Here is a 7,865-nt window from a genome sequence, read left to right as displayed (position 1 = left end):
GCCTTGCCCATCGGGCCTCTCCTCTAGTTCTTGTACAAGGGGCCCGATTAGGAGCCCGAGACTTCCTGAATGATCTTCTGTGCTTCAGCGCGCGGAACTTCGTCATAGTGATCGAAGAGCATGGTGAACTGAGCGCGGCCCTGAGACATGCCACGCAGCGTGGACACATAACCGAACATGTTCACCAGCGGCACCATCGCCGTGATCGCAGTGGCGTTACCGCGGGCTTCAGAGCCCTGGATCTGGCCACGGCGGGAGTTCAGGTCGCCAATCACGTCGCCCATATAGTCTTCCGGCGTGACGACTTCCACTTTCATGATCGGCTCCATCAGGCGCGGATCACCCTTCCCTTTCAGCTCGCGGAACGCGCCGCGGGCCGCAATCTCGAAGGCGAGAACGCTGGAGTCGACATCGTGGAACGCGCCGTCTGTCAGCGTGGCCTTGAAGTCGGTAACTGGATAGCCAGCCAGGAGACCGTTCTCCTTGGCCATTTCCAGGCCCTTCTGAACGCCGGGGATATATTCCTTCGGAACCGCGCCGCCAACGATCGCGCTGACGAACTGGAAGCCCGAGCCGGCTTCAAGCGGCTCGAAGGTCAGTTTGATGCGGGCAAACTGGCCGGTACCACCGGACTGTTTCTTGTGCGTGAAGTCGATCTCGGCCGCGCGGCCGATCTTCTCACGGTAAGCCACCTGCGGCTGACCGATATTGGCTTCGACTTTGAACTCGCGGCGGAGACGGTCGATCAGGATGTCGAGGTGAAGCTCGCCCATGCCTTTCATGATCGTCTGGCCGGACTCGAAATTGGTTTCGACGCGGAAGGACGGGTCTTCGGCAGCCAGACGCTGCAGACCAACCGACATCTTTTCCTGGTCAGCCTTCGATTTCGGCTCAACCGCGATCTCGATAACCGGATCGGGGAAGGTCATGGTTTCGAGGACGACCGGCTTGTTGGGATCGCAGACCGTATCGCCGGTCGTGGTTTCCTTGAGACCGGCGAGCGCCACGATATCGCCAGCGAAGGCTTCCGTGATCTCGTCCTGCTTGTTGGCGTGCATCATGACCATCCGGCCCACGCGCTCGCGCTTGCCTTTGGTCGAGTTGAGGAAGGAGTCACCCTTCGACAGCGTACCCGAATAGATCCGGGTGAAGGTCAGCGTGCCCATATAGGGGTCGTTCATGATTTTGAACGCCAGGCCCGAGAAAGGCTGCGCATCATCGGCAGACCGCTCGATATTCCGCGTCTCGGTCTCGTCGCCCGGGGCAAAGCCCATGTAGGGCGGCACATCGAGCGGGCTCGGCAGGAAGTCGACCACAGCGTTCAGCATCGGCTGGACGCCCTTGTTCTTGAACGCAGAGCCGCACAGGACCGGCATGAAGGACAGCGTCAGCACGCCCTTCCGGATCAGCTTGCGCAGCGTATCCATGTCCGGCTCTTTACCTTCGAGGTAGCCTTCCATAGCCGCGTCGTCCATTTCGACAGCGATCTCGATGAGCTTGCCGCGCCATTCTTCGGCCAGAGGCCGCAGGCTGTCGCGGATTTCGCGCACTTCCCAAGTCGCGCCGAGGTCTTCACCGGCCCACACCCATTCTTTCATGGTGATGAGGTCGATATGGCCTTCGAGCTGGTTTTCCGAACCGATCGGCAGCTGGATCGGCGCCGGCGTTGCGCCGGTGCGATCCTTGATCATGCGAACGCAGTTGAAGAAGTCAGCGCCGATCTTGTCCATCTTGTTGACGAAAACGATGCGCGGAACCTTGTAACGGTCAGCCTGGCGCCAGACAGTTTCGGTTTGCGGCTCAACGCCGGCGTTGGCGTCCAGCACGCAGACTGCGCCATCGAGAACGGCCAGCGAGCGCTCGACTTCAATGGTGAAGTCAACGTGCCCGGGGGTGTCGATGATGTTGAAACGGTATTTCGGCGACAGCGCCGTGGAGCCGTCTTCGGTGCGTTCCCAGAAGGTGGTCGTGGCAGCCGACGTGATGGTGATGCCGCGCTCCTGCTCCTGGACCATCCAGTCCATGGTGGCCGCGCCGTCATGCACTTCACCGATCTTGTGCGACTTGCCGGTGTAGTAGAGGATACGCTCTGTGGTCGTGGTTTTGCCGGCATCAATGTGGGCCATGATGCCGAAGTTGCGGTATCGCTCCAGCGGATATTCGCGGGCCATGAGATCAAACCTTCGTTTCTGCTTCCCGGAAGGAAGGGTGGGTCACTCGCCGGGCGAGGTAACCCTGCCGCCCGGCGATTGTACTTGTTACCAGCGGTAGTGGGCGAACGCCTTGTTCGCATCCGCCATGCGGTGGGTGTCTTCGCGCTTCTTGACCGCGTTGCCGCGGCCTTGGCTTGCATCCATCAGTTCGCCGGCAAGACGCTCACGCATCGTGTTCTCGTTGCGGCCGGCAGCGGCAGATGCCAGCCAGCGGATCGCCAGCGCCTGACGGCGCTCGGTGCGGACTTCAACCGGAACCTGGTAGGTGGCACCACCGACGCGGCGCGAGCGCACTTCAACGGCCGGAGCGACAGCTTCGAGCGCATTGTGGAAGACTTCGACCGGGTTCTTTTTCGAACGGGTTTCGACCAGATCGAAGGCACCGTACACGATGCGCTCGGCGACGGACTTTTTGCCGTCGCGCATGATCTGGTTCATGAATTTGGTAACGACGATGTCCTTGAACTTCGGATCCGGCAGGACCTGGCGCTTCTCGGCACTGTGACGACGGGACATGAGCCTCTAGCCTCTTACTTCGGTTTCTTCGCGCCGTAATGCGAGCGGCGCTGTTTACGGTTCTTGACGGGCTGGGTGTCGAGCGCGCCGCGCACGATGTGGTAGCGCACACCCGGAAGGTCTTTCACGCGGCCGCCGCGGATGAGCACAACGGAGTGCTCCTGAAGGTTGTGGCCTTCACCGGGGATGTAGCACAGCGATTCAAATCCGGAGGTCATGCGCACCTTGGCCACTTTCCGGAGTGCCGAGTTCGGCTTCTTCGGGGTCGTGGTGTAAACACGGGTGCAGACACCGCGGCGCTGAGGGCAAGCCTTCAGGGCGGGGGTCTTGGTACGGGTGCGCTTTGGCTCGCGCGGATTGCGGATCAGCTGCTGAATCGTGGGCATTCGGGCCTACTGTCTCTTCGTACGTTGCGGCCCGGGGGCCTATAATGACGTGTGCCCCGAAGGCCCTCAATCGGGCTTCCGGGACGAGCGGAAATTGGGGGTCAGCTTCGCCGGAACATTGCTGTTTCGGTGCGGCACTGGACGAAAAGCCCATTTGCCTCTCTGACGATCCGGGGCGTGTAGACTCGCGCGCGCGGCGCGTCAAGGGCGCTGGCGCGGCTTTCCGCATGGCGGCATGTCGTTCTTGTATCGAATCAGAACGGAGACAGGCCGCCCCAGCTTTCAAAGCACATCCAGGCAATCAGCCCGACAGCAGCAATCGCGCAGAGTATGCCCGCAATCTCAGTCCGCCCTGCCCTCATGATCCATGCCCGAAAGTGAAAAAGCCTGCCATTGCTGGCAGGCTTTTCCGTTTGGTTCAAGTCAGCCTGGCTTATTCGCCGGCCGTGTCCTTCTCGGGGGCCGGCAGGCTGACGAGGGTGATCCCCTCCTCCGCCTTGGCCATAGCGGCGGCGCGCTTTGCCTTCAGCTTCTGGTCGCGTTCGGCAGCCACACGGCGATACTGGCGGATACCACCACCCGTACCGGCCGGGATCAGGCGGCCCACGATGACGTTCTCCTTGAGGCCGTCGAGCGTGTCGACCTTGCCCTGGATCGCTGCCTCGGTGAGCACGCGGGTCGTCTCCTGGAAGGAGGCGGCCGAGATGAAGCTCTTGGTCTGCAGCGAGGCTTTGGTGATGCCCAGCAGCAGCGGAGTCGCCGTGGCTTCGCGCAGGTCTTTCTTGCGCGAGCGGCGGATGGCCTCATTGGCCTCCTCGAACTCGATCGCATCGATGTGCTCGCCGGTGATAAACGGCGTATCGCCGCCCTCGGTGATCTCGACCTTCTGCAGCATCTGGCGAACGATCACCTCGATGTGCTTGTCGTTGATCGGCACGCCCTGCAGACGGTAAACCTTCTGCACTTCCTCGGTGAGGTAGTTGGCGAGCGCTTCCACGCCCAGCGTCGAGAGAATGTCCTGAGGCGCGGGGTTACCGTCCATCAGATACTCGCCGCGCTTGATGAAGTCGCCATCCTGCACCGCAAGGTGCTTGCCCTTCGGCACCAGATAGTCGATCGGCTCGCGCCCTTCCTCGGTCGGTACGATCGTGACCTTGCGCTTGTTCTTGTAGTCGCGGCCGTATTCGACGCGGCCATCGACTTCCGCGATGATCGCATGGTCCTTGGGACGGCGGGCTTCGAAGAGTTCGGCCACGCGCGGCAGACCGCCCGTGATGTCCTTCGTCTTGGCACCGCCCGTTGCGACGCGGGAAAGCGTGTCACCCGGCTCGATCCGGTCACCATCGGAGACCGAGAGGATCGCGCCCACGGAGAGGACATAGCTTGCCGGCGAACCGTTGGGCAGTTTCACCGGTTTGCCATTGGCGTCCACGATCTGGATCGTCGGCTTGAGGTCAGCAGACTTGGAACTCGTCCGCGGGTCAACGACCACGCGCGCCGAGATACCGGTCGCTTCGTCAGTCTCTTCACGAACCGTCTGGCCATCCACCAGGTCGATGAAGCGAGCTTCACCGCCAACTTCGGACACGATCGGTTGGGCGAAGGGGTCCCAATCGGCAAGCAGCTTGCCGGGGGCAACCTTGTCGCCATCCTTGATCATCAGGCGCGTACCATAGGCCGGGCGGAACGACTGGCGCGTGCGGCCGTCGGCGTCCACGATCTCGACCTGCATACGGCGGCCGACAACCACGATCGTCTTGTCCTTGCGGGTAACGATCTCGGCATCGGTAAAGCGCACGGTGCCTTCGAAGCTGGCTTCCAGCGATGACTGGTCGGCCACCTGGGCCGCGCCGCCGATGTGGAAGGTACGCATCGTCAGCTGGGTACCCGGCTCACCGATGGACTGGGCAGCAATCACGCCGACAGCCTCACCCCGGTTGACCAGCGTACCGCGCGCCAGGTCGCGGCCATAGCACTGGGCACAGATGCCGTTCTTGGTTTCGCAGGTCAGCGGCGAACGCACTTTCACGCGGTCGACAGAGGCAGCGTCGATCTGGGCGGCCACGTCCTCGTCCACATAGGTGTTGGCCGGAACAACAAGCTTGCCGTCGGCGCCCTTGATGTCTTCGGCGATCACGCGGCCGAGGATACGCTCGTTCAGCGAGACCACAACGTCAGCGCCTTCCATCACGGCCGTGATGTCGATGCCCTTCTCGGTGCCGCAATCATCTTCATTGATGATGCAGTCCTGGGCCACATCGACGAGGCGGCGGGTCAGGTAACCGGAGTTTGCCGTCTTCAGAGCGGTATCGGCCAGACCCTTACGGGCACCGTGGGTCGAGTTGAAGTACTCGAGAACGGTGAGACCTTCCTTGAAGTTCGAGATGATCGGCGTCTCGATGATCTCGCCCGACGGCTTGGCCATAAGGCCGCGCATACCGGCGAGCTGCTTCATCTGGTTCTTCGAACCACGCGCGCCGGAGTCGGCCATCATGAAGATCGAGTTGATCTGTTCCTTGCCCTTCTTGATCTGGACCTTGGAGGCAGACTCCATCATGGCGTCAGCCACCTTGTCGGTGCAGCTCGACCAGGCATCAACGACCTTGTTGTATTTCTCGCCGCGCGTGATGAGACCGTCAGCATACTGACGCTCATAGTCGGACACGAGATCCTTGGTCGCGTCGACCAGTTTCTTCTTCGCTTCCGGAATGACCATGTCATCCTTGCCGAAGGAGATGCCGGCCTTGCAGGCTTCACGGAAGCCGAGCTCCATCATCTTGTCACAGAAGATCACCGTCGCCTTCTGACCGCAGAGGCGGTAGACTTCGTCAATGATCTTGCCGATGGCTTTCTTGGAAAGCACGGTGTTGACGAGTTCCGGACCGATCGCTTTCGAACGCGGCAGGATGTTCGCCACCATGTAGCGGCCCGGCGTCGTGTCGATGATGCGGCGCTCCGGTTTGCCTTCCGAATTGACGCCATCATACAGCGCCTTGATCTTCGAATGCACGGTAATCAGGCCGGCGTCGAGGGCGTGTTCGATCTCGGCGAGGTCTGCGAAGACCATGCCCTCCCCCGGCTCGCCCTTACGGTCGAGCGAGAGGTAGTAGAGGCCGAGGATGATGTCCTGAGACGGAACGATGATCGGTTTGCCGTTAGCGGGCGAGAGGATGTTGTTGGTCGACATCATCAGCACGCGGCATTCCAGCTGGGCCTCAAGGCTCAGCGGAACGTGGACTGCCATCTGGTCGCCGTCGAAGTCTGCGTTGAACGCAGCGCAGACGAGCGGGTGCAGCTGGATGGCCTTGCCTTCGATCAGTTTCGGCTCGAACGCCTGGATGCCAAGGCGGTGAAGCGTCGGCGCGCGGTTCAGGAGAACCGGGTGCTCACGGATAACCTCGTCGAGGATATCCCACACTTCCGGCTTCTCTTTCTCCACGAGCTTCTTCGCAGCCTTCACCGTGCCGGCGAGACCCTTGGCGTCGAGGCGCGCATAGATGAACGGCTTGAACAGCTCCAGCGCCATCTTTTTCGGCAGGCCGCACTCATGCAGCTTGAGGTTCGGGCCGACCACGATGACCGAACGGCCAGAATAGTCGACGCGCTTGCCGAGCAGGTTCTGGCGGAAGCGGCCCTGCTTGCCTTTCAGCATGTCGGAGATCGACTTCAGCGGGCGCTTGTTGGTGCCCGTGATCGTGCGGCCGCGGCGGCCGTTGTCGAACAGGGCGTCCACCGACTCCTGCAGCATCCGCTTTTCGTTACGGATGATGATGTCCGGCGCACGAAGCTCCATCAGGCGCTTCAGGCGGTTGTTCCGGTTGATCACACGGCGATAGAGATCGTTGAGATCGGAGGTAGCGAAACGGCCGCCATCCAGCGGAACCAGCGGGCGCAGGTCCGGCGGGATAACCGGGATGACCGTCAGGATCATCCATTCCGGTTTCGCTTTCGACTGGATGAAGGAATCCACCACCTTCAGGCGCTTGGAATACTTCTTCGTCTTCAGTTCCGAACTGGACTCGCGCAGCTCCTCGCGCAGCGTCTCGGCCAGCGTCGGCAGGTCGAGGCTCTTGAGGATCTCGCGGATCGCTTCGGCGCCGATCATCGCGGTGAATGCATCTTCGCCCAGGCGGTCCTGCGCGTCCATGTATTCTTCTTCGGTTAGCAGCTGCAGCGGCTCAAGCTCGGTCAGGCCGGGCTCGATGACCACATAGCTTTCGAAGTAGAGCACACGCTCCACGTCTTTCAGCGGCATGTCCACCAGCGTCGCGATGCGGGACGGCAGCGACTTCAGGAACCAGATGTGGGCCACCGGAGCGGCCAGATCGATATGGCCCATGCGCTCGCGCCGGACGCGCGCCAGGGTCACTTCCACGCCGCACTTCTCGCAGACGATGCCGCGATACTTGATGCGCTTATACTTGCCGCAAAGGCACTCATAGTCCTTCGTCGGGCCGAAGATCCGTGCACAGAACAGGCCGTCGCGCTCCGGCTTGAACGTGCGGTAGTTGATGGTTTCGGGCTTCTTGATTTCACCAGACGACCACGAGCGGATCTTCTCCGGGCTCGCAATCGAAATACGGATCGCCTCGAAGCTCGGGGCGGGCGTATTGGTGTTGAACATATTGGCGACGTCCTGGCGCATAGGGTGTCTGCTCCTTGGGGCGGGCGTTTATGAGGAGGTCTCTCTCCCCTGCCCTGAATAAATCCGGGTCGGCGAGGCCCCGCCGGTAAGCGGGGCCCTATTTTG

General features: G+C 61.6%; 4 protein-coding genes. All 4 read right to left on the bottom strand.

Annotated features, from left to right (window positions below; translation table 11 throughout):
• Nucleotides 1–47: 47 nt before the first annotated feature.
• A complete protein-coding gene (gene fusA, locus HPO_RS02905; RefSeq protein WP_035594175.1) occupies nucleotides 48–2,171 on the bottom strand; it encodes an elongation factor G in 2,124 nt (707 codons plus the stop codon).
• Between the two features lie 87 nt (nucleotides 2,172–2,258).
• Nucleotides 2,259–2,729, bottom strand: a complete 471-nt coding sequence (rpsG, locus tag HPO_RS02900) for a 30S ribosomal protein S7 (protein WP_035594174.1) — start codon at nucleotides 2,727–2,729, stop codon at nucleotides 2,259–2,261.
• A gap of 14 nt (nucleotides 2,730–2,743) precedes the next feature.
• The gene (gene rpsL / locus HPO_RS02895; RefSeq protein ID WP_011647831.1) at nucleotides 2,744–3,115 is read right to left on the bottom strand and encodes a 30S ribosomal protein S12; all 372 of its coding nucleotides are present in this window, start codon (nucleotides 3,113–3,115) and stop codon (nucleotides 2,744–2,746) included.
• A gap of 433 nt (nucleotides 3,116–3,548) precedes the next feature.
• On the bottom strand, nucleotides 3,549–7,760 hold the full coding sequence (gene rpoC / locus HPO_RS02890; RefSeq protein ID WP_035594171.1) for a DNA-directed RNA polymerase subunit beta': 4,212 nt from the start codon (nucleotides 7,758–7,760) through the stop codon (nucleotides 3,549–3,551).
• Nucleotides 7,761–7,865 lie beyond the last annotated feature (105 nt).

This window comes from Hyphomonas polymorpha PS728 (assembly GCF_000685315.1).
In the GTDB taxonomy this organism is placed as follows: Bacteria; Pseudomonadota; Alphaproteobacteria; order Caulobacterales; family Hyphomonadaceae; genus Hyphomonas; species Hyphomonas polymorpha.
Note: the sequence above shows the minus strand (reverse complement) of the source record. Positions and strands in the feature narration are given on the sequence as shown.

What these genes read in the sequence shown, in the direction of transcription:
- fusA (WP_035594175.1), bottom strand. Translation starts at nt 2,171, where the DNA reads ATGGCCCGCGAATATCCGCTGGAGCGATACCGCAACTTCGGCATCATG.
- rpsG (WP_035594174.1), bottom strand. Translation starts at nt 2,729, where the DNA reads ATGTCCCGTCGTCACAGTGCCGAGAAGCGCCAGGTCCTGCCGGATCCG.
- rpsL (WP_011647831.1), bottom strand. Translation starts at nt 3,115, where the DNA reads ATGCCCACGATTCAGCAGCTGATCCGCAATCCGCGCGAGCCAAAGCGC.
- rpoC (WP_035594171.1), bottom strand. Translation starts at nt 7,760, where the DNA reads ATGCGCCAGGACGTCGCCAATATGTTCAACACCAATACGCCCGCCCCG.